Origin of the sequence: Oerskovia sp. NPDC060338 (assembly GCF_042726295.1) — a bacterium.
Taxonomy (GTDB): Bacteria; Actinomycetota; Actinomycetes; order Actinomycetales; family Cellulomonadaceae; genus Oerskovia; species Oerskovia merdavium.
Map to the genome: position 1 here is coordinate 82073 of NZ_JBHXCQ010000003.1, position 22365 is coordinate 104437.

Here is a 22365-nt window from a genome sequence, read left to right on the forward strand (position 1 = left end):
AGGAGCGCGCTCCGGGCACTCCTCCCAGGTCCGCTACGGACGACGTCCGGTGACGTCACTCGACAGGGACCAGACGCCCCCCGGTGAGCAGCAGCCGCACATCGCAGTGTTGAGCGACAGTCTCGCTGTGCGTCGCGACGACCATGTGCCGCCCGTCGCGCTGCAGGCGGGCGAAGAGCTGGAGAATGTCCTCCTCGGTACCCTCGTCGAGGGCGCCGGTCGGCTCGTCGGCGAGGATGATCTCCGGGGCCTTCGCGATCGCCCGAGCGATGGCGACCCGTTGCGCCTCGCCCCCGGAGAGAGTGTTGACTCGTGAACGCTCGAATCCGCCGAGGCCCACCAATTCGAGACACTCGCGCGCACGGGCCACTGATGCCTTCCGGTCGACCCGGCGGCCCGGGACGCCACGCACCTCCACGCCGAGAAGGACGTTGCGCAGGACGTTCCGGTCCTCGAGCAGATCGTAGTGCTGAGTCACGATCCCGACCTTCTCGCGACGGAATCGGGCCGCCGCGCTCGGCTGCCTGCTGACCTGCCTGCCGTCGGCGACATAGGTCCCGTCATACCGGAGATCGAGTCCCGCGAGGATCCGGAGGAGTGTGCTCTTCCCCGAGCCCGAGCGGCCCAGCACGGCCACCGACCGGACGTCGTCACGGAACGCCAGGTCGAGCCCGTCGAAGAGGACGCGTTGCGCACCGTTCCTGTCCCGCAAGACCTTGGTCATACCCTCGAGCCTGATCATGACCGACCTCCTGGAACTGCGAAGACCGCTCCGACGAGGAGGCGGTGCTGGACGAGCCCGTCCACGACGAACCAGACGACCATGAGCGCGAGAGTCGCCAGGAGAGCTCCCGGGCCCACCCCTGGAAGCAGGGGCAACCCGAGGGCGAACAGCGCCCCCACTGCCACGTACTCGACCATCCAGAGCCTGCGCTGCAGGCGAACGATACGTGGGAAGCTCCACCCCAGCGTCCACAGCACACTGGCGGCAGGACGCCGCCGAGCGCGCAGGTGCAGCGAGACGAACGTCCCCGCGCAGGCCACACCCCCGGCGAGCAACGCCAGCACGACGACGAGCAACCCGCGGTTGTCCACGATGAGCTGTCTCATCAGACCGAACTGGACGAGGTACGTCGGAACGCCGATGAGCGAGTAGTCCTCGAACCCCGTCCTCATCGAGATCTGCCTCAGCTCGTCGGCGACCCCGTCGAAGCCCGTGCCCCCGTCAGACGCGATGTCAGCGTTGATCATCGCGAACGAGAGGATCCCGAGAAACTCCTGGTCCAGCGAACCGATCTCGGTGAGAGACTCCGGGTACGGCACGATCATGGCCGAGTCCAGGTACGTGTTCATCTCTCCCTTGTAGAACATCGCAGACCCCTGCCTGAGGATTCCGACCACCTCGAACTCCATCGGGCGGAGGTAGAGCGAACCGCTCAACCTCTCTCCGACCTGGTAGACGCCCTCATAGGAACTGCCGAGGAGCACCGGCACCTTTCCGCCCGGATAGTCGACGGTGCCCCAGTCGATGGACGTGCCGCTGGCTACCTCGATGTCGTAGAACTCCAGGGCCTGACGGTTCATCTGCATCGCTCGGACGTCCTCGACCACCGACCCCGAGGCGGCATCGACGTACTCGTCCGTGAGCGAAAGCTCGTTCCCGTAACCTGGGTCGAACTCGTCCCCACCCCGGAAGTCCTGCACCGGGATCTGCTGGTCAAAGGCGGAGAGCAAGGCCAGGTCGTCGGACGTGTTGAGCCCGTCGTAGAACGCACCGAGCTGCTGGATCGACCGTGCTGACTGGCGGAAGGCATAGAAGGCGTCCGGGTCGGTCAAGGTGTCCACCACACCGAAGAGGTCGACTTCCGTCTCCTCGGAGAACGCCGAGCTGATCGCCGAGGAGACGGACGTCGCAAAGCTCGCGACGGTCGCGACGATGAGGAAGAACAGCGCCAGCACGACGACCTTCACCGAGATCGGTACGACGTTTCTTCGCAGGTCGATCAGCACCTCGCTCACTCGCCCGCACCCCTTTGGCGTGCGGTACCGAGCAAGAACACACCGGCAACCACGGCACTCTGCGCCAGGAGTCCCGCACCGAGAACGTCGAGCGGGACGGCAGTTCTCGACAGGAGCGTCGACACCACCGCGACGACAGCAGCGGTCACGATCCCGATCGCGGTCACCTCCGCCAGCAGCCTCAGCCGCGTGAGCGAACGAGGAGCACCCAGAAGGTGCAGGACCAGGTTCCGCCGACGGGTCGCAAAGCTCAGGAAGACACCTACGAACACCCAGCCCAACGCGACGAGCACCGCGCCGAGCACGAGGATCAACGGGGAGACCACGTCGATGTTCGTCCGGCGGCTGGTGGCTGTCGAGAAGTGCTCGACCGACGCCGCACCGTGCAGCCCTGCATACCGCGTACCAGCATCTGGGCCGTCCAGCACGAGCGGCTGCGGTTCGCCCGAGTCGAACAGATCCGGATCGAGCACGAGGATGTCATTGGCCAGCAGGCTGTTCTCACGCAGCCCGAGCCGGCCGACGACTTCATAGGATCGCTCTCCGAGTCGGACGAACTCACCGGTCGCCCCCTCAGAGACCACGACCCTGGATCCGACGAGCGCCACTCCTCGCTCTCCGCTCCGGAAGGTTCGGCCAGCATGAACAGGAAAGTTCAGTCGGGCTGATGAGCTTGCAGCGACGGCACGCACGGTGCCGCCGGACGTCAGTTCAGTGAAGACTCTCAGGTCACCGTCCGGCGATACCGCGAGCGCCTGTGCCGCGGTCGCGTCGACCAGGACTGCGTCGGCGGAGTAGAGCGAGTTCCCCTCTAGCTGGATGGCCCGCTGGCGGGAGTCGTAGATCGCAAGAGTCGCGGCGAGCGCCGAGAACAGGAGAAGCAGGAGAGCGCAGATCGCGCGACTCTTCACTGTCATGGTCGACCTTCGTGGCAGGCACCGGGCCGGGAGGGTCGTGAGAACCTCCCGGCCGGCCTGTCACTTGCCGTAGTAGGTCTTTGCCGTGCCGAGCTCCACAACCCGCCGCTGTGAATACGCACAGAGTAGCCTATTTCCGAAAATCAGGCCATAAGGGTTGCAAACGTGCACCCGGTCAGTCACGCCCGTTCGCCGCCGACAAGCGCTTGATCTCGTGCAGCCTGTCGATCACCACCACGCCCCCGAGGACCGCGACCGCGAGGCTCGCCCCCGCGAGCACGTCGGTCACGAAGTGGTAGCCCAGGTACAAGCGGCTGCCCCCGACGACCGCGATCACCACCACGCTCACGGCGACCCAGACCACGAGCACGAGCCGGCGCTGCCGCCCCTCCTGCCACTGCCGCCACACGAGGTAGCCGCCGACCAGCACGAGCGTCGCGGCACCGATCGTGTGCCCCGACGGGAACGAGAAGCTGCGCTCGACGCCCGGGACGACCATGGCGGCGTCGTCGGGCCGCGGCCTGGCCACGAGCGCCTTGAGCAGCGTCGAGACGATCGTCGAGGTGATCATGGCCCCGGCCAGCAGGCCCGGTTCCCACCAGCGCCGGGTCGCGAGCCCCCACCACAAGCACCCCACCCCGACCAGGATCGGCAGGACCACGGGGCCGAACATGTTCGTGACGACCGTCAGGACCGCCGTCGCGGCGGCGGTCCGGTGCGCGACCATCCACGCCAGCACGGCGTCGTCGGTGAACCAGAGGTCGTCGCGCTCGCGCACGGAGTCGTAGACGACCAGGAAACCCAGCACGCCGATCATGACCAGGACCAGGCCGGGCAGCGCGGCGACGAGCCGCGCGCGCCACACGCCCACCGTGCCCGACGACGTCCCCTCCCCCGCGCTCACGTCGCCCCGTGCGTCACTCGGCCCACCGTCTGCTCCCATCCCGAGAGCCTAAGGAGAAAAAGGCGTGCACCGCCCGGCGAGGAGATGGTTGTGTTGCACCTATCACCGCGGTGGCGTCCGTCCGGTCAGTACCGGGCGGTGGAGGACCCGGCCAGGTCCACGAATCCGACGTCACGAAAGACGAACCACCATGCATCCCCAGCTCATGCACGACGTCGCCGACCTCGGTCGGCGCGAACAGCTCCAGGAGCAGACGCTGCGCCGCAGCAGCCTGCGACGGACGACGACCCGCATCCCGGCGCGCACCCGGCAGGCCCGCCTGCCGCGTCGCACCGCATGACGGCGCCCGACCGTTCGGCGATCTCCCGCCGGCCGGGCACCCACCACCGAAGGCCCTGACCTCCTCGTCACAGGAGTCAGGGCCTTCGCGCTGCCGGCCCGCCACGAGCCTCCAGGAAGCGTCACCGGAGCGCCGCGGGCGTGCCCGCCCCGACCCACGGCCTAGGCTGTGGGCGTGAGCCCTGTGAACACCAATGACCGCATCGTGTGGATCGACTGCGAGATGACCGGTCTCGATCTGGGCGCCGACGCGCTCATCGAGGTCGCCGCCGTCGTCACCGACTCCGAGCTGAACGTCCTGGGCGACGGGATCGACGTCCTCATCGCCCCTCCCGCCGAGGCGCTCGAGCAGATGGGCGACTTCGTCCGCGAGATGCACACCACGTCGGGGCTCCTCGAAGAGCTGCCGGGCGGCACCACCATGGCCGACGCGCAGGCCCGCGTGCTCGAGTACATCCGCACCTGGGTCCCCGAGCCGGGCAAGGCCCCGCTCGCGGGGAACTCGGTCGGCACCGACAAGACGTTCCTCGAGCGCGACATGCCGGAGCTGGTCGGCCACCTGCACTACCGGATCGTCGACGTCTCCTCGATCAAGGAGCTCGCGCGCCGCTGGTACCCACGCGTGTACTTCGCGTCCCCCGCCAAGACGGGTGGCCACCGTGCGCTGGGCGACATCCTCGACAGCATCGACGAGCTGCGCTACTACCGCGAGGCGCTGTTCCTGCCGCAGCCCGGCACCGACTCCAAGACCGCGAAGGCGATCGCCGAGCGCATCGCGGCGACCTCGGTCGCCAGGTCGATCGGGACGCCGGAGACGGCCGCCGAGACCGGGACCGAGGCCGACGCCGCACCCCTGTCCTGAGACCCCTCAGAAACCAGGTACACTTTTCGACGGCTGCTAAAGAGTTCTTCGGAGCTCATGCAGGCCGTGGTGGGTATAGCTCAGCTGGTAGAGCACCTGGTTGTGGTCCAGGGGGTCGCGGGTTCAAGTCCCGTTACTCACCCCACGGAGAGAGGCTCCTCGCGTTCGCGCGAGGGGCCTCTTCTCGTTCCGGTCAGCCCCCTCGGACCGCGGTACCAGGGTGTGATTCCGCTCACCGGTGGCGACCGCGCCAGCCCGACCTACAGTGGGTGAGGTGTCAGCCCCCGCGAGCGTTGCCGTCCGTGGTGAGCACCAGCACGCCGAAGCCGTGGCCACGCTGGTCCGCTCCGCCGCCGCCGTCGAGTCCGGCCACCCGTTGCGCCTGGCCAAGCGGACCACCAACCTCTTCCGTCCCAGACGCCCGTCGGACGGGCCGGGCCTGGACGCGTCCGGCCTGACGGGTGTCGTCTCGATCGACCCCGCGGCCGGCACCGCGGACGTCCAGGGCATGTGCACCTACGAGGACCTGGTCGCGGCCGCCCTCCCGCACGGCCTCGTGCCGACGGTCGTCCCGCAGCTGCGCACGATCACGGTCGGTGGCGCGCTGGCGGGGCTGGGCATCGAGTCGAGCTCGCTGCGCAACGGTCTGCCCCACGAGGCGGTCCTCGAGCTCGACGTCCTGACGCCCGCGGGCGAGGTCGTCACGGCTGCACCCACGGGCGCCCATGCCGACCTCTTCCGCGCGTTCCCCAACTCGTACGGCACGCTCGGATATGCGACACGAGTGCGGCTGCGCCTGGACCGGACCGAGCCGTTCGTCGCGGTCCGCAACGTGCGCTTCGGTTCGGTCGCCGAGGTCGCGGCCGCGATCGGCAAGATCGCGGCGGACGGGTCGTGGGACGGCGAGCAGGTCGACTTCTGCGACGGCGTGCTGTTCGACCCGGGCGAGCTGTACCTGTGCCTGGGCAGGTTCGCGTCGCGCGACGAGGCACGAGCGCTCGCGCCCGCCCCGAGCGACTACACGGGCCAGGAGATCTACTACCTGTCGCTGCGCGAGAAGCCGCTCGACGTCCTGCGCACGCAGGACTACCTGTGGCGATGGGACACCGACTGGTTCTGGTGCTCGCGCGCGTTCGGGGTCCAGAACCCGCTCGTGCGCAGGCTGTGGCCGCGGCGGTGGCGACGTTCGGACGTCTATCGCCGGATCGTGGGTCTCGACGAGCGCCTGGACGTCACGGGTCGGCTCGCCGACCTCCGCCGTCGGCCCCGCAGCGAGCGGGTGGTCCAGGACGTCGAGGTGCCGCTCGACCAGGTCGAGAGCTTCATGGCGTGGTTCACGAGCCACGTGCCCATGACGCCGGTGTGGCTGTGCCCGCTGCGCCTCGCGTCGCCCGAACCCTGGCCGCTGTACCCCCTCGAACCTCACCGGGTGTACGTCAACGTCGGGTTCTGGGGCGGCGTGCCGATCGCCGAGGGCGCGCACGACGGCGACGTGAACCGCCAGATCGAGATGGCCGTCGCCGTCCGCCACGGCCACAAGTCGCTCTACTCGACCTCGACGTACGGCCGCGAGACGTTCGACACCCTCTACGGCGGCCTCGACTACGCGGCGGTCAAGGACCGCTACGACCCCGCGGGGCGCACGCCCACGCTCTACGAGAAGGCGGTACAGGGAGCATGACGCAGATCGCAGTGGCCGACGTCCTCGACCAGCTGGCCGACGGCCCGCTCCCGTTCGGGTTCACCGCGTACGACGGGTCGAGCGCCGGGCCCGCCGATGCCGCGTTCCACGTCCACCTCGCGAACGAGCGCGGCCTGCGCTACGTCGCGACGGCCCCGGGCGGGCTGGGTCTGGGTCGGGCGTACGTCGCGGGCGACCTCCAGGTCGACGGGGTGCCGGAAGGTGACCCGTACCCCCTGCTCAAGGCCGCCGCGGACGGGCTGCGGCTGCGCCGACCGAGCGCAGCGGAGGCCGCGCGGATCGCCCGGGGCCTGGGGCTGGGGGTCCTGCGACCGCCCGATCCCCCGCCCGAGGAGCACCTGTCGCGGCTGCGTCGGCTCACCGAAGGCCTGCGTCACTCGCGCCGGCGCGACGCCGACGCGATCAGCCACCACTACGACGTCTCGAACGCGTTCTACGGCCACGTCCTGGGGCCGTCCATGACGTACACGTGCGCGTGCTTCCCGACGCCGCAGTCGACGCTCGAGGAGGCGCAGGAGCACAAGTACGCACTCGTCGCGGGCAAGCTGGGCCTGCGACCGGGGATGCGCCTGCTCGACGTGGGCTGCGGCTGGGGCGGCATGGTCCGGCACGCGGCGCGCTCGGGCGTCCGGGCCCTCGGGGTCACGTTGTCGCGCCAGCAGGCGGAGTGGGCGCAGGACCGGATCGAGCGCGAGGGACTCGCGGACCTCGCCGAGGTCCGTTTCGCCGACTACCGGGACGTCACGGAGGGCGGGTTCGACGCGGTGAGCTCGATCGGGCTCACCGAGCACATCGGGGTAGCCAACTACCGCGCGTACTTCACGTTCCTCCAGGGTCGCCTGCGGGACGGCGGGCGCCTGCTCAACCACTCGATCACGCGCCCGACCAACACCGCCCGCCCCCGTGCGGGCGGCTTCATCGACAGGTACGTCTTCCCGGACGGGGAGCTCACGGGGTCGGGCCGGATCATCTCGACCATGCAGGACGTGGGCCTCGAGGTGCGCCACGCGGAGAACCTGCGCGAGCACTACGCGATGACGCTGCGCGAGTGGGGTGCGAACCTCACGCGGCACTGGGACGAGTGCGTGGCCGACGTCGGGATCGGCACGGCCCGCGTGTGGGGCGTGTACATGGCAGGTTCTCGGCTCGCGTTCGAGCGCAACGAGATCCAGCTGCACCAGGTCCTCGCGGTGCGTCCGGCGCCTGGTGGGGCGGCAGACTTCCCGCTGCGCCCGGACTGGACCCCGTAGGCCCGACGGCGTCGCTCGCCCTGGGCGGTCGCGTGCGGCGGGTGAGGAGTCAGGGCTCGTCGCGCGCGGTCGTGAGGTGCGTGCGCACGCACCGCCAGCCGTCGGATCCTCGGACGAACACGTCGGTGACCCACTCGTCGGAGCAGAACGCCTGGCCGCGGTAGTGCCCGGTGTTGGCGCCGCGCCCGGTGAGGACCGCGACGTCCCCCAGGTCGCGCACGCTGCCCGTGATCTTGCTCATCGTCTCGTGCGTGAGATCCCCTGAGCGGACGAGGTCCAGGAAGGTCTCGCGGGACGTGATGCCGTCCTCGCCGACGATCTGCCAGTCGTCGGTCATGAAGCGGCCGATCGCATCGGCGTCGTTGTCGACGATCGCCCGTCCCCAGGCGGCCTCGACCGCCTCGAGCTCACTCGTCAGGTCGCGCTCCTTGTCGCTCATCCGTCGCTCTCCCGTCGGTTCCTGGTGGGACCGGGACGGCCCGTGAAGAGGGCCGTCAGGACCTTGGTCCCCCGGCTGCGAACCCTTCGGCACTACGCCCCGGCGAGGCCTGTCGGATCACGCCTCCCCTCGTTGACAATCTGTCATCTCCGCGTGACAGAGGCCACATTCTCGCGCTTGTGAAGGCATTCACAAGCAGGTTAGGGTCGACACATCGAAGCGCTCCCAGCCCCGGGTTCGCAACGAAGATCGGCCCTTTCCGTTCCTTCACCGCAGGTCGTCCGACCTCTTCCTCTGGGAGTCACACCATGAGCACCAGCACCGCTGGTCCCGCCCGCTCCGTCCGTCTCATCGGCCTCGTCACGATGATCGCAGGCCTCGTGCTGCTGCTCGCCGGCGCAGCCACCTGGGCCACCATCTCCTCGCAGCTCGCCGCCGAGAAGATCACCGTCTCCGAGGACGCCTCGATGTTCGGTGGCTCGCAGGTCCGCGGCCCGTTCACCGCCTACGCGCAGGCAGAGGTCATCAACAAGCACGCGCTCGCCGCCTCGGAGGGCAAGACCTACGCCGAGCTCGACAAGGAAGACCCGGCCCGTGCGACCGTCATGAACGGCTCGTTCCTCCGCGCCTCGCTCTTCACCTCGGTCGTCTCCTACGGCGTCAGCGCACTGGTCATGGGCCTCGGTGTCCTGTTCGGCCTCCTCGGCTACGCACTGCGCCGCATCGGAGCAGCTCCCGCCCTGGCCGCCGGTCCCTCGACGCCCACCCCTGAGGTCGCCAAGGTCTGATCTCGGACCGGCTCCACCGCACGACCCGCACGACCCGCACGGCAGATCACCCGGCAGATTCTCCCGGCATGGTGAAGGGCCGACGAGCACCAGCTCGTCGGCCCTTCATCACGTCCGGGCCCGGTCGGTGGCGCGTGTGCCCGCCGAGCCGGACACAGGCCGTCGGGGACGGAGAGCGTCAGGCCGTGGGCGCCGCCACCAGGCGCTGCGCGACAGCGTCGGCGAACCGGTCGAGCGCCCCCTTGCCGAGCGAGAAGAAGAGCGAGGGCTCCGTGAGCTCGACCTCGATGACCATGGGTGCGCCGTCGTCCCCGCCCACCAGGTCGACGCGCGCGTAGAGGTTGGGCTCCTGCCCCGGGACGGCCTTCGCGGCGACCTCGAGCGCCTGCTGCGCGACCGCGAGCTGCTCGGGGCTCGCCTCGAAGCGGGTCATCTCCTCCTGCTTGTACAGGCCCTGGGTGGGGCGGTGCGGCCCGGTGAGGAGCGCGTTCTTGCGCACCGCGTGCGAGAACTCGCCGTCGATGAAGACCAGGCCGGTCTCGCCGGCCGTGTCGACGCTGCGGACGTAGGGCTGCACCATGACCTGGCGGCCCGAGACGAGCAGGTTCTTGGCGTGCTGGATGGCGAGGCCGCGCGAGTGGGCCTCGCCCGACTGGTAGCGCCCGGTGTCCTTGGCCCCAGCGCTCACGACGGGCTTGATGACGAAGTCGCCCTGCGCGGGCAGGCGCGTGTGGATGGCGCGCGACGACAGGTTCTGGCTCGGGTCGAGCCAGAGCGTCGGGATGACCGGGACGCCCTGCTCCTCGAGCTCGCGCAGGTAGCGCTTGTCGGTGTTCCAGCTGATGACCGCTGCGGGGTTCAGCACCCGCCCGGCGCGCTCGGCCCACTCGACGAACTCGTCGCGGCGCGGCGCGTAGTCCCAGGCGGAGCGCACGACGACCGCGTCGAACGAGGTCCAGTCGACCGTCTCGTCGTCCCACACCGAGGGCACTGCCTCGATCCCCCGCGCGGCGAGGGCCCCGACGAGCGGTGCGTCGTCGGGGTCGAGGTGCGGCAGGACGGAGCAGGTGGCGACGGCGATGCGCGAGGTGGTGGTCACGCACAAGAGCCTAGACGCCCTGGGCGCGCTGAACACGTGGGATCGGGTGAGATCTCCGTCGCGCCGCTAGACCGCAGCGGCGTCGGCCGTGCGGCGCAGGGCGGCGAGGATGCCGTCCGCGGTGAAGGAGCCGACGACGTCGCCCACCTCGTCCGCGACGGGCACCCTGCCCATGGCGGACCCGGGCAGGGCCGCGATCGCCTCGAACGCCTCGGTCAGCGGCGCGCCGAGCCGGATGGGCTCGGGGGCCGGGGCGGAGATCAGCTCGGCCCCGTCGAGGTCTCCCCGCTGCACCGTGGCCAGGCCGAGCATCCGGACCGGCGCTCCCTCACCGATGAACTCGCGGACCGCGTCGCTCGCGGGGTGCGCCAGGACGGTCAGCGGCTCGGCGAGCTGTTCGAGGTGCCCGCCGAAGCTGAAGACCGCGATCCGGTCGGCGAGGCGGACCGCCTCGTCGATGTCGTGGGTCACGAACAGAACCGTGGTCCCGAGCTCGCGCTGGATGCGCCGGAACTCGGTCTGGAGCCGGCGGCGTCCGGCAGGGTCGACCGCGCCGAACGGCTCGTCCATGAGCAGGACGGGCGGGTCGGTCGCGAGCGCCCTGGCCACTCCCACCCGCTGTCGCTCGCCCCCGGACAGCTCGTGCGGGTAGCGCTCGGCGTAGGTGCCGGGGGCCAGCCCGACGAGCTCGAGCAGCTCACCGACCCGCGCCCTGGTGCGTGCCCTGTCCCACCCGAGCAGCCCGGGCACGGTCGCGACGTTCTGGGCCACGGTCCGGTGCGGGAACAGGCCCACGTTCTGGATGACGTAGCCGATCCTGCGGCGCAGCGCCACGGGGTCGCCCTGCGTGATGTCCTCGCCGCGCAGCAGGATGCGCCCGGCCGAGGGTTCGACGAGCCGGTTCGTCATGCGCAGCGTCGTGGACTTCCCGCAGCCCGAGGGCCCGACGAGCGCGAGCATCTCGTGCTCGCGGACGCTCAACGAGAGGTCGCCCACCGCGACCGTGCCGTTGGGGTACTCCTTGCGGACGCCGTCGAACACGATGGCCGACTCGTCGGTGATGCTCGGGAAGGCTGCGGTCGCCTCGCTGGTGCCTGTCGTGGAGCTCGCCATGCCCCGACGCTACCGGGCGCCGCACGTCGTCGCGCGAGCGGTGGGCGGCTCGGGATAGGTTCGACGGCATGCCACCCAACCCGTGGTTCTCGTGGAGCTACGTCCAGAACAACTGGGGAGAGATCTCCCAGGCGCTCGTCGAGCACACGACGATCACCCTCGAGGCCGTGCTCATCGCGCTCGTGATCGCGCTGCCCCTCGCGGCCCTCGCGCACCGTGTGCGCTGGCTGGCTGTGCCCGTGCTCGGCATGACGGGCGTCATGTACACCATCCCGTCGCTCGCACTGTTCTCGATCCTCGTCCCGTTCACGGGGATCGGGCGGACACCCGTGCTCATCGGTCTGGTCATGTACGCCCTGCTGATCCTGGTCCGCAACATCCTCGTCGGTCTCCAGGGCGTGGACCCGGACGTCCGTGACGCCGCCCGGGGCCTGGGCTACGGCTCGACCCGGCTCCTGGCGTCGGTCGAGATGCCCAACGCGCTCCCGAGCATCATGACGGGCGTGCGCCTCGCGACGGTCTCGACCGTCGCCCTCGTGACCGTGGGGTTCGTCGCAGGCTACGGCGGGCTGGGCACGCTCATGTTCCGTGGCTTCCGCTCGAGCTACAACGCGCAGATCATGACCGCGACGCTCCTGTGCCTGCTCCTGGCGGTCGTGCTCGACCTCCTGCTGCTGCTCCTGGGGCGGGCGCTGACACCCTGGTCACGCACACGCGGCGCCTCGTCGAGGACGGGGGCCCGGGCGGCGACCGTCTCCCCGGGCGCGGCCGCGACCCCCGAGCCGCGGGATCCACGCGAGCCGCAGGACCGGACGGCGGTGCGGGACGCATGAACGTCGTCGAGCAGGCCCTGACGTGGCTCAACGACCCGCTCAACTGGACCGGACCGGACGGGCTCCTGGTCCGCACGGGCGAGCACCTCGAGATGACGGCCGTCGCGGTCCTTCTCGCGGCGCTCGTCGCGCTGCCCGTCGGTATCTGGCTCGGGCACTCCGGGCGCGGGGCCGGGCCGACCATCGTGGTCGTCAACACCTCGCGCGCGCTGCCGACGTTCGGGATCCTGCTCATCCTCGCCGCGGGCGGGCTGTTCGGGAACCGTGCGGCGGTCATCTCGGCCGTGATCTTCGCGATCCCGCTGATCCTCGCGAACGCCTACACGGGCGTCGCCGAGGTCGACCCCGACGTCAAGGACGCCGCGCGCGGCATGGGCATGTCGTCGCAGCGCTCGTTGTGGCTCGTCGAGGTGCCGCTCGCCGTGCCGTTGGTCGCGGCGGGTCTGCGCACCGCGATCGTGCAGGTCATCGCGGTGCTGACCCTCGCGGCGTTCGTGGGGGGCGGGGGGCTCGGGGTCCCGCTGCGGGTCGGCTTCTCCAACCAGCGGTACGGGCAGGTGCTCGCCGTGGGCGTCGTGATCGCGGTCCTGTGCCTGGTCGTGGACGCGGTCCTCGCCCTGGTCCAGCGAGCCGTGACCCCCGCACCGCTGCGAGTCCGGGCCGGGACCTTGCGCTGAGGTGTCGCTCGGGTTGCCGGTCTGCGGCCCCGGGGGTGGAATGGGTTGTCCGTGCGAGCCGACGATCGAGAGGCCCCGACACACATGTCACGGCGATCCACCACCCTTCGCACCCTGTCCGCTTCCGCCCTCCTCGTCCTGGCCCTCGCGGCGTGCGGCGAGGCCGGCTCCTCCGGTACCGGAGGGAACACCTCCGGCGGTCCGACGTCCACAGCGAGCGGCGCCGCGTGCGAACCGGTCGCCGGTGACGCGCTTGTCGTCCTCGAGGACGACAAGCACCTCCAGACGGTCGACAACATCATCCCCGCGGCCAACGCCGCCGCGGTGGCGAACCAGCCCGCGGTCCTCGAGCTCCTCGACACCGTGTCCGCGGCGCTGACGACCGACAAGCTCATCGCGCTCAACAAGGCCGTCGACGTCGAGCGGCAGACCTCCTCACAGGTGGCCCAGAAGTTCGTCGAGGACGAGGGCCTCGCAGCCCAGGACACCCCGGGGACGGGCACGTCGCTGGTCGTGGGGGCGGCGAACTTCTCGGAGAGCACGACGCTCGCGGAGATCTACGCGGCCGTGCTGCGCTCGGGCGGGTACGACGTCACCGTGCAGACCGTCGACGCGCGCGAGACGTACCTGCCCGCGCTCGAGTCGGGCCAGCTCAGCGTCTTCCCCGAGTACGTGGGCACGCTCACCGAGTTCCTCAACAAGGAGATCAACGGCCCCGACGCGGAGCCCCTCGCGAGCGGAGACCTGGACACCACGGTCGCGGCGCTGCGCGAGCTCGGTGCCGAGAAGGGCCTGACGTTCGGCGAGCCGTCGTCGGCCCAGGACCAGAACGCGTTCGCGGTCACCACGGCCTTCGCCGAGGAGCACGACGTCTCGACCCTCTCCGAGCTCGCCGAGGCCTGCCCGGGCGGCATCACGCTGGGCGCCGGTCCCGAGTGCCCCGAGCGCGCGTTCTGCGAGCCCGGGCTCGAGGAGAAGTACGGCCTGAACATCACCAACTTCGTGAACCTGGACGTGGGCGGCCCGCTGACCAAGGCCGCCCTCCTGCAGGGCGAGATCGTGCTCGGCCTCGTGTTCTCCTCGGACGGCCAGCTCGGCTGACGAGTAGGCGGCCGCTCGGGGCAGACGGTCACAAGCCGTAGGTCTCGAGCAGCCGTAGCCAGACCTCGCTGATCGTCGGGTAGGCGGGCACAGCGTGCCACAAGCGTGCAAGCGGCACCTGCCCGACGATCGCGATGGTCGCGGCGTGCAGCATCTCCGCCGCGTCCGGGCCCACGAACGTCGCGCCCACGATCACCTGGCGCTCGGTGTCGACCACGATCTGCGCGGTCCCCTCGTAGCCCTCGGCCACGAGCACGGCCCCGGACACGGACCCGAGCTTGTACGACACCGCACGGACCGGCAGGCCCGCCTTCTTCGCCTCGGCCTCGGTCGACCCCACCGACGCGACCTCAGGACGCGTGAACACGACCTGGGTCCTGGCCCCGTGGTCCGCGGTCGCGGCGTAGCGGCTCCAGGGTTCGGGGACCTCGCGCGCCGCCCCGCCCGCCCCGGCGGCCCGCGCCTCCTCGGGTCGGACCTTCCCGAACCGTGCCGCGACCACGTCGCCGACGACCCTGCCCTCGTACTTGCCCTGGTGCGTGGTCGCGACCCGTCCCGTCACGTCACCGCACGCGAACAGCCACCCGCCCTCGACCCCCTGGACCTCGAGCTGGTCGTCGACCGCGAGCGCCTTCCCCGGCTCGAGCCCGACCACCTCGACCCCCAGGTCCCCCGTGCGCGGCACCCGACCGGTCGCGACGAGCACCTGTGCGCCGGCGACCCACCCCTTGCCCTGCGGGCCGTCGTACGCGAGGCGCGCTCCGCCGTCGGGCAGGGAGGTCGCGCCCGTGACGCTCACCCCCAGCCGGACGTCCACCCCGATCGACCGCAGGCCGGCCGCGACGGCCTCGCTCGCGAACGGCTCGGAGCGTCCGAGCAGGCGACCGCGCGAGAGCAACGTGACCTTCGACCCGAGGTCGGTGAAGGCCGTGGCCATCTCGACCCCCACCACTCCCCCGCCGACGACCGCCAGCGACGCCGGGACGTCCTGCACGCTCGTCGCCTCGCGGCTGCTCCACGGGTCGGTCTCGGCGAGGCCGGGCGTGTCGGGCAGCACGGGCACGCTGCCCGTCGCGACGATCACGGCGTGCCGCGCCGCGATCAGGCGGGTCGCGGGGAGGTCGTCGACGTCGGCGTCGGGGTCCTCGGGGCTGACCTCGACGAGCCTCGGCCCGACCAGACGTCCGAGACCACGCACGAGCGAGATCCCGACGCCGTCGAGCCACTGGACCTGGCCCGAGTCGTCCCAGTGCGAGACCATCTCGTCGCGGCGCGCCAGGATCGGGGCCGGGTCGAGCGTCGGGCTCGCCTCGACCCCCGGGACCGCGCGAGCGGCCGCGAGCGCCGCCCCGGGGCGCAGCAGCGCCTTGGACGGCATGCACGCCCAGTAGGAGCACTCGCCGCCGACGAGCTCGGCCTCGACCACGGCCACGCTCAGGCCTGTGCGGCTCGCGCGGTCGGCTGCGTTCTCGCCGACCGGTCCACCGCCGATCACGATCACGTCGAAGGTCTCGTCGGGGGTGGCTTGGGTCCGGGGGTCGCTGCTGCTCATGCCTCCCATCGTGGCCCGGAGGACGCGGGGCTGCGCGCCGGGCGGTCAGCTCACCGAGCGACGGGGTGACCCGCTCGGCCGCCGGCCCCGCTCAGGCGACGCGCGCCTCGTCGAGACGGTCGAGGATCTGCGCGACCGTCTCGACGACGGTCCACCCCGTCGTGTCGAGAAGCAGCCCGCCGGGGGTCTCGCTCGCGGCCTCGGCGAACTCCTCGGGGGTCCAGGCGCCGTAGGCCTGCTTGTGTCGGGCGGCGTCGCGCGCCGCGAGGGTCGCGGCGTCGGGCGTCAGCACGACGGCGTAGCGCGGGCGGGTGCGCAGGCTCGCCGTGAAGCGGGCCAGGTCCGGCCCCAGCAGGATGTCCTGGACCACTGCGGTGATGCCCGCCGACGCGTACGTGTCCGCGGCGTGGGCCGCGAGGGACTGCCGCAGGTCGAGCTGAGCCCGCGCAGCGGGTGAGAGCGGCGGGTCCATCGAGGCCTGGCCGCTCACGACGAACCGCCGGAACATGTCGCCGCGCACGTGCGCCGCGAGCGGGAAGGTGCGAGCCAGGGCCTCGGCGACGGTCGACTTCCCGGAGGCCATGGCCCCCGTGACGACCAGGACGGGAGCCGACGGACCGGGGTGAGCGGCGCCGTCGGGCGGGGAGGTCGAGGACATGTCCGGAGCCTAGGTCGCACGGCCCTCGCCGCGAAGCGAATTACCGCCGCTGATCCGCACCTCTCGGCGAGAGCCGGCCCTGCGGGACCGAAGCCCGGGGCCTCAGACCCGGCGGAGCTCCAGGTCCGTGATGGACCGGCCCGCGGCGTGGCCCTTGCCCTCGAAGCTCGTGCGCACGCGCCCCTCGAAGCGCGGCGCGACCGCCCCGACCCCGTGGACGTTGACGAACGACGGGTTCGCTCCGATGACCTCGAGCATCTGGTCGGCGTACTCGGCCCAGTCGGTCGCGAGCCGCCACGTGCCGCCGGGGCGGATCGCGCGCGCCGCGAGCTCGGCGAGCGAGGGCGTGACGAGGCGACGCTTGTGGTGGCGGGCCTTGTGCCACGGGTCGGGGAAGAAGACCCACAGCTCGTCGACGGACCCCTCGGGGAGCGTCGTCGTGAGGACCTCGGCGGCGTTGGCCTGCAGCAGGCGCACGTTCGTCAGCCCGCGCTGCGTCGCGCGCAGCACGGTCTGCGCGAGCCCGGGCGTGTAGACCTCGACGGCCAGGAAGTCGCGCTCCGGGGCCGTCTCGGCCGCGTGGACAACGGCCTCGCCCAGGCCTGACCCGACCTCGACCACGAGCGGAGCCTGGCGACCGAACGTCGCGGCGACGTCGAGCACGTAGGCCGGGTCCACCGAGGTGCGGGCCTCGGCGCGCGGGACGTCGACGACGAGCCGCGCCGCGTGCTCGTCCCACGCGCGCTGCTGGCGGGGGTTGAGGCGACCGCTACGACGGACGAAGGACACGATGTCGGTACGGAAGCCCTGCTCGCGGGCTTCGTCGAGGGTCTCGGGCATCCGACAAGTCTAGGCGGGCCCCGAGGCGGCCCCGGGCTGCGTGAGGCGGACCTCCAGGAGGTCCGCCTCACGCGACCAGGGACTACCTCGACCGGGCCACGGCCTGCAGGGTCCGCACGAGCGGCAGGACCCGCCGCGCCCGCGCGCCGCGCCGCGCCGCGTCCGACGGCGTCACACGTACTGCGCGTACGCCGGCAGGTCGAGCTGGCCGTTGCCCGACAACCCGATCACGACGACCTCGGGCTCCGTGACGGTCCGCGCGTACGCGATCGCGGCGGCGACCGCGTGCGTCGACTCGGGCGCCGGGATGATGCCCTCCGAGCGGGCGAACTCGAGCCCTGCCCGGAACGCCTCGTCCTGGTCGATCGCGACCGCGTCCATGAGGCCCAGGTTCACGGCGTGCGACACCATGGGCGACATGCCGTGGTAGCGCAGGCCGCCCGCGTGGATGGCCGGCGGCACGAAGTCCTTGCCCAGCGTGTGCATCTTGAGCAGCGGCGTGAGCCCTGCGACGTCGCCGTGGTCGTAGCGGTACTCGCCCTGGGTGAGCGACGGGCAGGCCGCCGGCTCGCACGCGACGAGCCGCGTCGTCGTGCCCTCGCGCAGGTTGCGCCCGAGGAACGGGAACGTGAGCCCCGCGAGGTTCGACCCGCCGCCCGCGCAGCCGAACACGACGTCCGCGCCCGTCTCCCCCGCCTCCTCGAGCTGGACCAGCGCCTCCTGGCCGATGACCGTCTGGTGCAGCATCACGTGGTTGAGCACGCTGCCCAGCGAGTAGTGCGCCTGCGGGTCCTGCGCCGCGACCTCGACGGCCTCGCTGATCGCCATGCCGAGCGAGCCCGTGGTGTCCGGGTCGCTCGCGAGGATCGCGCGCCCCGACGCGGTCAGCTCCGAGGGCGACGAGTGGCACACGCCCCCGTAGGCCTCCATCTGGAAGCGGCGGTACGGCTTGGAGTCGTACGACGCCCGGACCTGCCACACCTCGCACGTCAGACCGAGCAGGGCGGCGGCCATCGAGAGCGAGGCCCCCCACTGCCCGGCGCCCGTCTCGGTCGTGAGGCGCGTCGTGCCCTCGATCGCGTTGTAGTACGCCTGGGCGATGGCCGTGTTCGGCTTGTGCGAGCCGACCGGGCTCACGCCCTCGTACTTGTAGTAGATGCGGGCGGGCGTGCCGAGCTCGCGCTCGAGGCGGTGCGCGCGGACGAGCGGCGCGGGCCTCCACATCGCGTAGATCTCGCGGATCGTCTGCGGGATCTCGATGTAGCGCTCGGTGCTGACCTCCTGCTCGATGAGCGCCATGGGGAACAGCGGGGCCAGGTCCGCGGGCACGAGGGGCTCGAGCGTGCCTGGGTGCAGGTGCGGCGGCACGGGCTCGGGCAGGTCAGCGTTGAGGTTGTACCAGTGCGTCGGGACGGTGGAGGGGATCTCGACGCCGAGCGGCTCGAGCGAACGAGCGGTCGGACGGATCGGCACCTGGGGTGCGGCCGGGACGGAGGTGGAGACGGGGGACGTCGTCAAGGGACTCTCTCCTTCATGGATGGGCACGTGCCGGGGCACGTTCCGGGCGATCCACTCCGGGAGACCTGCTGGACCGCCCGTCGTCGGGCTCGGTCAGCACGCCACAGCGTCCGACCGTCAGTGGTCGGGCCACCAGGTGCGCGCGGTGAGCAGGTTCACACGGGTGACCATAGCCGACGGCGGACCGGGTGTGAAACGCGTCTCAGCATGGAATCGCGCGTGCCCGCGAGGGCGGGCCGTCAGGTCCGTCCGGGGACGCCGAAGGCCCCTCCCCCGCGTCTCCGCAGGTGAGGGGCCATCGTGTGGTGCGCCATCATGGACTCGAACCATGAACCCGCTGATTAAGAGTCAGCTGCTCTGCCAATTGAGCTAATGGCGCGCTGGTACTGCTGGGTGGTGCGGTGCTGCTGGTCGAACGTCACGACGGCCCTGTCTCCGGGACCGTGATCGTGGTGCGCCATCATGGACTCGAACCATGAACCCGCTGATTAAGAGTCAGCTGCTCTGCCAATTGAGCTAATGGCGCGCGAGAAGAAACACTACTGAACAGGCCCGGTAGAGACAAATCAGGAGGCCGGGCGGGCCTGTGACCTGCGCGACAACCGCCTGCGCACACGGTTCGCCCGGCCTCTTCTCGCCGGCGGACCTACAGGTACAGGCCGGTCTTGCCGTCGCTCTCCTCGGGCTGCGAGACGGCACTGACGTCCTTCTCGCGCAGCAGCACGTAGCTCTTGCCGCCCAGCTCGACCTCGGCGCGCTCCTCGGGGTCGAACAGCACGCGGTCCCCGCGGCTCACGTGCCGGACGTTCTCGCCCGTCGCGACGACCTGCGCCCACGCGAGGCGCTTGGGCCCCACGGCGGTGGCCGGGATCACGAGCCCCGCGGACGACTGCCGCTCGGACGCGTCGACCTCGGGCAGGACGAGGAGACGGTCGTGCAGCATGCGCAGCGGGAGTCGCTCGGGCGCGGTGGCCGACGGCGTCGCTCGGCTCGCGGAGGCGGCCTTCCGGGGGGCGGGGGTCGGGGTGTCGTTCGTGCTCGGGGTCGTCTTGCTCACGACCCCCACGCTACCCGTGTCCTCTAGGCTCGGAGGGAACCGTGAACGCTTCCCGAGGAGTCCCATGAGCACGCGCCTTGCCGTCGGAGACGACGCCCCCGACTTCACCCTCCCGACCGCCGACGGCGGCTCCGTGACGCTCTCCGAGCTGCGCGGCAGCTCCGTGATCGTCTACTTCTACCCGGCCGCGTCGACGCCGGGCTGCACCAAGGAGGCGTGCGACTTCCGCGACTCGCTCGCCTCGCTCCAGGGGGCGGGCTACAAGGTCGTCGGCATCTCGCCGGACCCGCTGCCCAAGCTCGTGAAGTTCGCCGAGGAGGAGCTGCTGACGTTCCCCCTCGCGTCCGACGAGTCCAAGGCGACGCTCGAGGCCTACGGCGCCTGGGGCGAGAAGAAGCTCTACGGCAAGACCGTGACGGGCGTGATCCGCTCGACGGTCGTCGTCGACCCCGAGGGCAAGGTCGCGCTCGCACAGTACAACGTCAAGGCCACGGGCCACGTCGCCAAGCTGCGCCGTGACCTGGGGATCGACCCCAAGAAGTAGGCCGCCCGTCGGTGGGCGGGGGCTCGGCGCAGGGCGCCGAGCGCCCCGGGCGCAGACCGCGCCGCACCCGGCGAGACCACGAACGACGCACCCCTCGCGCGCCCGTAGACTGTGCGGGCGCGCGAGTGGCGTAATTGGCAGCCGCGCCAGGTTTAGGTCCTGGTGTCTTCGGACGTGCGGGTTCGAGTCCCGCCTCGCGCACCACGTCGGTGCAGGTCAGCCGACCGGAACGTCGGACGCCCCTGGCACCAGGCCCGGCTCGGGGTCACCACAGCCGGACTCGTCCGGGTGGTCCCAGGCCTTCACGGGCACGGCGTCCCCGGCACAGCCGACGAGCGAACGCTCACCGAGCGGCTCCTCGAGCTCGACCGTCACGAGCCGCACCCCGAAGTCCTCGCTGCACGTGCCCGTGGTGCGGAGCACGAACGCCCGGACCTCGACGCTCTCCGCGCCCTCCTCGACCTCGATGCCGTCGTCGTCGGTGCAGGTGCTCCCACCGGCGTAGACCCCCAGGTCGAGCGACGTGCCCTCCTCGGACACCAGGATCCACTCGACCCGCTGCCGTTCGGGCGTGCCTGCGCCGCACGCGACGAGCATCCCGGTGCCGACCGCGCACACGAGAGCCCCGGCGAGCACCCGACCGGTCACCCCCGGTCTCCTCCGCGACGGTGGGCCCTCAGCTCCTGCCGATCCGGTCATGTGCGGGACCCTACCCTCCTGCCGGGCGCGAGGTCCCGCCCGTCGACCGCCGCGTCGTCCTACCCTGGAAGCAGGTCCCGAGGAGGCGATCCGACGTGCCGAACGGTCACAGGGCTCAAGCGACCACCGCGCGCGACGTCGCGGCAGCGATGTCGGCGATCGACCGACGTCGCTTCCTGCCCCGCAACCAGCGGCCCTACGCGCGCGACGACCGGCCGCTGCCGATCGGCCACGGCCAGACCAACTCGCAGCCACGGACGGTCGCCGACACGCTCCGCCTCCTCCAGGTGCCGCGCGGGGCGCGCGTCCTGGACGTCGGGTCGGGCTCGGGGTGGACGACCGCGCTGCTGGCCCACCTCGTCGGACCAGCCGGCAGCGTCGTCGGGGTCGAGATCGACCCGGACCTCGCGGAGTGGGGGGCGTCCAACCTCGCGAGCTACCCCATGTCCTGGGCGCGGATCGAGGTCGCGGAGCCGGGAGTCCTGGGACGTCCCACGATGGGCGGCTACGACCGCATCCTCGTGTCGGCGGCAGCGCAGGTCCTGCCGCAGGAGCTGGTCGACCAGGTCGCGATCGGCGGGCGCCTCGTGATCCCCGTGCAGCACGTGCTGGTGCTGGTCGAGCAGCACCTGACGGGCACCGTGACGAGCCGGCACGGCACCTACAGCTTCGTACCGCTCATCGGTTCCTGACCGTCGGGTCGTCCACGACTGCGGCCCCCGGCGCACCGGCACGCCAGCGGGCCGCCGTGAAGTGGACGCGGCACCGCGCCTGGTAGGTCTCGAGTCCGCCGACGTGCTCCGCGCCCGCGGTCAGGGCGTCCCCGTCCGCGGTGGCCACGACGCGCTCGTGGAAGGGGGCGTCCTCCCCGCAGACGGTGCAGACGGCCGTGAGCCTGTCGGCGCGCTCGGCGAGGGCCCCCAAGGCAGGGATGGGCTCGAACGGCCGGCCGTCGAACGTGACGTCGAGACCCGCGACGATCATCACGAGGCCGCTGTCAGCGCCACGCTGCACGACGTCGAGGAGCTCCGGTCCGAAGAACTGGGCCTCGTCGACCGCGACGAGCTCGATCGACGGGTCGACGCGGTCCAGGATCTCGGGCGCCGACGACGCAGGACGCGACGGGACGTCCAGACCGGAGTGCGAGCTGACGATGCCCTGGCCGCGCCGGTCGTCGAGCTCGTGGTGCACGACCTCGACGCGACGTCCCGCGATCTGAGCCCGACGAACACGCCGCAGCAGCTCCTCGGTCTTGCCCGCGAACATGGGCCCGCTGATGACCTCGACACGTCCCCGCCTCACGTCGTCCACGGGGCCAGTACAGCACCGGCGGCCGGCACGGGCCTGTCGAAGGTCAGGCGCCTGCTTCCCGCTCGCCGCGAAGCAAGTACGGCCCGTCCCGGTCGTGCCACTCGTGGTGGGGCCGCAGCCACCCACGGAAGACGGCGAGGTCC

24 protein-coding genes and 4 tRNA genes are annotated in these 22365 nt (G+C 71.4%); 12 read left to right on the forward strand and 16 right to left on the reverse strand.

Annotated elements, in window-relative coordinates; genetic code table 11:
• Nucleotides 1–55: 55 nt before the first annotated feature.
• The 4 genes from ACFWGN_RS04455 to ACFWGN_RS04470 all read right to left on the reverse strand — a co-directional run bounded on the left by ACFWGN_RS04455 (nt 56) and on the right by ACFWGN_RS04470 (nt 3879).
• Nucleotides 56–724, reverse strand: a complete 669-nt coding sequence (locus ACFWGN_RS04455; RefSeq protein WP_377615872.1) for an ABC transporter ATP-binding protein — start codon at nt 722–724, stop codon at nt 56–58.
• Between the two features lie 14 nt (nt 725–738).
• The gene (locus ACFWGN_RS04460; protein WP_377615873.1) at nt 739–2019 is read right to left on the reverse strand and encodes a hypothetical protein; all 1281 of its coding nucleotides are present in this window, start codon (nt 2017–2019) and stop codon (nt 739–741) included.
• Nucleotides 2016–2936: a hypothetical protein gene (locus ACFWGN_RS04465; RefSeq protein ID WP_377615874.1), complete on the reverse strand. Its 921-nt coding sequence runs from the start codon at nt 2934–2936 to the stop codon at nt 2016–2018. The genes ACFWGN_RS04460 and ACFWGN_RS04465 overlap by 4 nt, the downstream gene beginning before the upstream one ends.
• 175 nt (nt 2937–3111) lie before the next feature.
• Nucleotides 3112–3879: a phosphatase PAP2 family protein gene (locus tag ACFWGN_RS04470; protein ID WP_377615875.1), complete on the reverse strand. Its 768-nt coding sequence runs from the start codon at nt 3877–3879 to the stop codon at nt 3112–3114.
• Nucleotides 3880–4030: 151 nt separating this feature from the next.
• Between ACFWGN_RS04470 and ACFWGN_RS04475 the strand changes: the two genes are divergently transcribed.
• The 5 genes from ACFWGN_RS04475 (at nt 4031) to ACFWGN_RS04495 (ending at nt 7993) form a co-directional block, all read left to right on the forward strand.
• Entirely contained in the window at nt 4031–4180 is a 150-nt protein-coding gene (locus ACFWGN_RS04475; RefSeq protein ID WP_157257454.1) for a hypothetical protein, read from the forward strand.
• Nucleotides 4181–4354: 174 nt separating this feature from the next.
• A complete protein-coding gene (orn, locus tag ACFWGN_RS04480) occupies nt 4355–5041 on the forward strand; it encodes an oligoribonuclease (protein ID WP_377615876.1) in 687 nt (228 codons plus the stop codon).
• A gap of 69 nt (nt 5042–5110) precedes the next feature.
• Nucleotides 5111–5186 (forward strand) — tRNA-His (locus tag ACFWGN_RS04485).
• A 129-nt stretch (nt 5187–5315) separates the two neighbouring features.
• Nucleotides 5316–6722: an FAD-binding oxidoreductase gene (locus ACFWGN_RS04490; RefSeq protein WP_377615877.1), complete on the forward strand. Its 1407-nt coding sequence runs from the start codon at nt 5316–5318 to the stop codon at nt 6720–6722.
• Nucleotides 6719–7993, forward strand: coding sequence for a class I SAM-dependent methyltransferase (locus tag ACFWGN_RS04495; protein ID WP_377615878.1), 1275 nt, complete (start codon nt 6719–6721; stop codon nt 7991–7993). Before ACFWGN_RS04490 ends, ACFWGN_RS04495 begins: the two co-directional genes overlap by 4 nt.
• A gap of 49 nt (nt 7994–8042) precedes the next feature.
• Here ACFWGN_RS04495 and ACFWGN_RS04500 read toward each other — a convergent pair whose 3' ends face one another.
• Nucleotides 8043–8432: a nuclear transport factor 2 family protein gene (locus ACFWGN_RS04500; RefSeq protein WP_377615879.1), complete on the reverse strand. Its 390-nt coding sequence runs from the start codon at nt 8430–8432 to the stop codon at nt 8043–8045.
• 308 nt (nt 8433–8740) lie between these two features.
• Here ACFWGN_RS04500 and ACFWGN_RS04505 point away from each other — a divergent pair, with 308 nt between their 5' ends.
• Nucleotides 8741–9220 carry an aromatic ring-opening dioxygenase LigA gene (locus ACFWGN_RS04505; RefSeq protein WP_377615880.1) on the forward strand — a complete coding sequence of 160 codons (480 nt, stop codon included), beginning with the start codon at nt 8741–8743 and terminating at the stop codon, nt 9218–9220.
• A 178-nt stretch (nt 9221–9398) separates the two neighbouring features.
• Here the strand turns inward: ACFWGN_RS04505 and ACFWGN_RS04510 are convergent, their stop codons facing one another.
• Entirely contained in the window at nt 9399–10319 is a 921-nt protein-coding gene (locus ACFWGN_RS04510) for a RimK family alpha-L-glutamate ligase (RefSeq protein WP_377615881.1), read from the reverse strand.
• 66 nt (nt 10320–10385) lie between these two features.
• Nucleotides 10386–11432, reverse strand: a complete 1047-nt coding sequence (locus ACFWGN_RS04515) for an ABC transporter ATP-binding protein (protein ID WP_191803079.1) — start codon at nt 11430–11432, stop codon at nt 10386–10388.
• Nucleotides 11433–11500: 68 nt separating this feature from the next.
• Between ACFWGN_RS04515 and ACFWGN_RS04520 the strand changes: the two genes are divergently transcribed.
• The 3 genes from ACFWGN_RS04520 to ACFWGN_RS04530 all read left to right on the forward strand — a co-directional run bounded on the left by ACFWGN_RS04520 (nt 11501) and on the right by ACFWGN_RS04530 (nt 14043).
• Nucleotides 11501–12265 (forward strand): ABC transporter permease, encoded by a 765-nt coding sequence (locus tag ACFWGN_RS04520; protein ID WP_377615882.1) that lies wholly within the window; start codon nt 11501–11503, stop codon nt 12263–12265.
• A complete protein-coding gene (locus tag ACFWGN_RS04525; RefSeq protein ID WP_191803083.1) occupies nt 12262–12942 on the forward strand; it encodes an ABC transporter permease in 681 nt (226 codons plus the stop codon). The genes ACFWGN_RS04520 and ACFWGN_RS04525 overlap by 4 nt, the downstream gene beginning before the upstream one ends.
• Nucleotides 12943–13026: 84 nt before the next feature.
• On the forward strand, nt 13027–14043 hold the full coding sequence (locus ACFWGN_RS04530; RefSeq protein ID WP_377615883.1) for a glycine betaine ABC transporter substrate-binding protein: 1017 nt from the start codon (nt 13027–13029) through the stop codon (nt 14041–14043).
• 28 nt (nt 14044–14071) lie between these two features.
• On the opposite strand, the gene ACFWGN_RS04535 is transcribed toward ACFWGN_RS04530, so the two are convergent.
• The 7 genes from ACFWGN_RS04535 to ACFWGN_RS04565 form a co-directional block, all read right to left on the reverse strand.
• Nucleotides 14072–15595, reverse strand: coding sequence for a dihydrolipoyl dehydrogenase family protein (locus tag ACFWGN_RS04535; protein WP_377615884.1), 1524 nt, complete (start codon nt 15593–15595; stop codon nt 14072–14074).
• Nucleotides 15596–15686: 91 nt separating this feature from the next.
• A complete protein-coding gene (locus tag ACFWGN_RS04540) occupies nt 15687–16253 on the reverse strand; it encodes an AAA family ATPase (RefSeq protein ID WP_377615885.1) in 567 nt (188 codons plus the stop codon).
• A 102-nt stretch (nt 16254–16355) separates the two neighbouring features.
• Complete coding sequence (gene trmB / locus ACFWGN_RS04545) at nt 16356–17093, reverse strand: tRNA (guanosine(46)-N7)-methyltransferase TrmB (RefSeq protein ID WP_377615886.1); 738 nt, start codon at nt 17091–17093, stop codon at nt 16356–16358.
• Between the two features lie 171 nt (nt 17094–17264).
• Nucleotides 17265–18566: a TrpB-like pyridoxal phosphate-dependent enzyme gene (locus ACFWGN_RS04550; RefSeq protein WP_191803241.1), complete on the reverse strand. Its 1302-nt coding sequence runs from the start codon at nt 18564–18566 to the stop codon at nt 17265–17267.
• 348 nt (nt 18567–18914) lie between these two features.
• A tRNA-Lys gene (locus tag ACFWGN_RS04555) sits at nt 18915–18990 on the reverse strand.
• Between the two features lie 71 nt (nt 18991–19061).
• Nucleotides 19062–19137, reverse strand: a tRNA-Lys gene (locus ACFWGN_RS04560).
• A gap of 120 nt (nt 19138–19257) precedes the next feature.
• The gene (locus ACFWGN_RS04565; RefSeq protein WP_191803243.1) at nt 19258–19554 is read right to left on the reverse strand and encodes a co-chaperone GroES; all 297 of its coding nucleotides are present in this window, start codon (nt 19552–19554) and stop codon (nt 19258–19260) included.
• Between the two features lie 178 nt (nt 19555–19732).
• On the opposite strand from ACFWGN_RS04565, the gene bcp reads away from it, so the two are divergent.
• Complete coding sequence (bcp, locus tag ACFWGN_RS04570) at nt 19733–20212, forward strand: thioredoxin-dependent thiol peroxidase (RefSeq protein ID WP_377615888.1); 480 nt, start codon at nt 19733–19735, stop codon at nt 20210–20212.
• Between the two features lie 119 nt (nt 20213–20331).
• Nucleotides 20332–20416, forward strand: a tRNA-Leu gene (locus ACFWGN_RS04575).
• 12 nt (nt 20417–20428) lie between these two features.
• Here ACFWGN_RS04575 and ACFWGN_RS04580 read toward each other — a convergent pair.
• Nucleotides 20429–20860 carry a hypothetical protein gene (locus ACFWGN_RS04580; protein ID WP_377615889.1) on the reverse strand — a complete coding sequence of 144 codons (432 nt, stop codon included), beginning with the start codon at nt 20858–20860 and terminating at the stop codon, nt 20429–20431.
• Nucleotides 20861–21060: 200 nt separating this feature from the next.
• Here ACFWGN_RS04580 and ACFWGN_RS04585 point away from each other — a divergent pair, with 200 nt between their 5' ends.
• Nucleotides 21061–21603, forward strand: coding sequence for a protein-L-isoaspartate O-methyltransferase (locus ACFWGN_RS04585; protein ID WP_377616079.1), 543 nt, complete (start codon nt 21061–21063; stop codon nt 21601–21603).
• Here ACFWGN_RS04585 and ACFWGN_RS04590 read toward each other — a convergent pair.
• Nucleotides 21590–22222: a thymidine kinase gene (locus ACFWGN_RS04590; protein ID WP_377615890.1), complete on the reverse strand. Its 633-nt coding sequence runs from the start codon at nt 22220–22222 to the stop codon at nt 21590–21592. The genes ACFWGN_RS04585 and ACFWGN_RS04590 overlap by 14 nt on opposite strands.
• Nucleotides 22223–22365: the final 143 nt, after the last annotated feature.